The sequence below is a fragment of the Bradyrhizobium genomosp. III genome (assembly GCF_000261705.1).
Taxonomy (GTDB): domain Bacteria; phylum Pseudomonadota; class Alphaproteobacteria; order Rhizobiales; family Xanthobacteraceae; genus Bradyrhizobium; species Bradyrhizobium ottawaense.
Genome location: NZ_AJQF01000277.1, coordinates 1 through 2,080, shown reverse-complemented (window position 1 = coordinate 2,080; position 2,080 = coordinate 1). Strand labels below are relative to the sequence as shown.

General features: G+C 64.2%; 1 protein-coding gene and 1 pseudogene. Both read left to right on the top strand.

Features of this window, described 5'->3' with window-relative positions; translation table 11 throughout:
* A pseudogene (locus IC66_RS48405) lies at positions 1 to 87 on the top strand (Rieske (2Fe-2S) protein); the annotation flags it as partial.
* Positions 88 to 204: 117 nt separating this feature from the next.
* Positions 205 to 1,932 carry a methanol/ethanol family PQQ-dependent dehydrogenase gene (locus IC66_RS0123435; RefSeq protein ID WP_028142712.1) on the top strand — a complete coding sequence of 576 codons (1,728 nt, stop codon included), beginning with the start codon at positions 205 to 207 and terminating at the stop codon, positions 1,930 to 1,932.
* Positions 1,933 to 2,080 lie beyond the last annotated feature (148 nt).

The window sequence follows — 2,080 nt, the reverse complement described above, 5'->3', positions numbered from 1 at the left end:
GCGGCCCTGCCGGTGGCGCTCGCTGACGGCTCGCTCAGCGTCGCCGGAAATTTCATCGGAAAGGTAGGTGGCGCGCAGCCAGGATGATGAACGGTGCGGGCCCGCGCCCGCGTCACGAGAGGCCGTATCCGCCGTTGGGCGGACGGCGGGACGAACGACAAGAATTCAACACAAGAATTCAAACGGATGAAAAGGGGAACGTCCATGACCAGGAAGCAATGGTACCTGTCCGGCTTCGTCGCCTTCACCTGCCTCGCTTCGACCGCCGCCGTGTCAGGTCCGATCGAGAATTACGCGCCGGTCACAGCGCAGCGGCTGGAAAATCCAGAGCCAAGCAACTGGATGCTCTATCGGCGCACCTATGACGGGCACGGCTATAGCCCGCTCGATCAGATCAACACCTCCAACGTGAAGAACCTCACGCCGGTCTGGACCTTTGCCACCGGCGTCGTCGAAGGTCACGAGGCGCCGCCGATCGTCAACAACGGCGTGATGTTCGTGGCGACCCCGATGGGGCAGGTGATCGCGCTCAACGCCAAGACCGGCGACGAATACTGGCGCTACAAGCGGCAGCTCCCCGACGATCTGTTCCAGCTGCACCCGACCAGCCGCGGCGTCGGCCTCTGGGAGGACAAGCTCTACCTCGCCACCACGGACGACCATGTCGTCGCGCTCGATGCCAAGACCGGCAAGGTGGTGTGGGACACCAAGGTGCAGGACTACAAGAAGGGCCAGTACATGACCCTGATGCCGCTGATCGTCGACGGCAAGGTCATTGTCGGCGGCTCCGGCGGCGAGTTCGGCGTGCGCGGCTATATCGCGGCCTATGATGCCAAGGACGGCAAGGAGCTGTGGCGGACCTTCACCATTCCAGGCGAAGGCGAGCCGGGCCATGACACCTGGCAGGGCGACGACTGGAAGAACGGCGGCGGCTCGGCCTGGATGACCGGCAATTACGACAAGGAGACCAAGACGATCTATTGGGGCGTCGGCAACGCCGCGCCATGGCCCGGCGAGACCCATCCCGGCGACAATCTCTACACCTCCTCGGTACTTGCGCTGGATCCGAGCACCGGCAAGATCAAGACCTATCACCAGTACCACCAGAACGATTCCTGGGACTGGGACGAGGTCGATGCGCCGATGCTGATCGACCTGCAGCGCGATGGCCGCAACATCAAGAGCCTGGTCCATCCGGGCCGCGACGCGATCTTCTGGGTGCTCGAGCGCACGCCGACCAAGATCAACTATGTCGCCGGCTGGCCGTTCGTCTCGACCGACGTCTGGAAGGGCATCGAGCCCGAGAGCGGCAAGCCGATCGTCGACCCCGCGCACAAGCCGGTGATCGGCAAGCGCGTCGAGTTCTGTCCGTCGCTGTGGGGCGGCAAGGACTGGCCGTCGGCGGCCTACAGCCAGAAGACCGGCCTCGTCTACGTGCCCGCCAACGAGAACTTCTGCGGCGGGTTCACCGGCGAGAAAGTCGCGCTCAAGCCGGGCGAGCTCTGGCTCGGCACCAAGCCGGAAGACATCGGCCTGAAGACGAAGCCGGGCGCGGATCATTTCGGCGAGCTGCAGGCCTGGGATCCCACCACGGGCAAGAAGGTGTGGCAACACAACTTCCCGAAGTCGCAGCTGTTCGGCTCGGTGACGGCGACCGCGGGCGATCTCATCTTCGTCGGCGGCACCAATGACCGCAACTTCCGAGCCTTCAACGCCAAGACCGGCGAGCTCCTGTGGGAGCAGAAGACCAACTCCGGCATCATGGGCATGCCGGTGTCCTATGAGATCGACGGCACCCAATACATCGCGATCCAGTCGGGATGGGGCGTCGACGCGCAACGCATCCAGGACGCGCTGGTGACCAACAACATCGGCATCGAAGCCAACGTGCCGCAAGGCGGCGTCATCTGGGTGTTCGCGCTGAAGAAGTAGCTCCGCGGCGGATCGAAAGAAGCGGAGCAGCAGGGGGGTGGCGAATGCGGCGGACGGCGACGTCCGCCGCATTTTTGCGTGTATGATGACGCGCCCTTGTCGCACACGATCGTCACGCCCGGGCTTGTCCCGGGCATCCACGTTCTCT

Coding starts and splice junctions, on each gene's coding strand:
- IC66_RS0123435 (WP_028142712.1), top strand. CDS start 205: ATGACCAGGAAGCAATGGTACCTGTCCGGCTTCGTCGCCTTCACCTGC.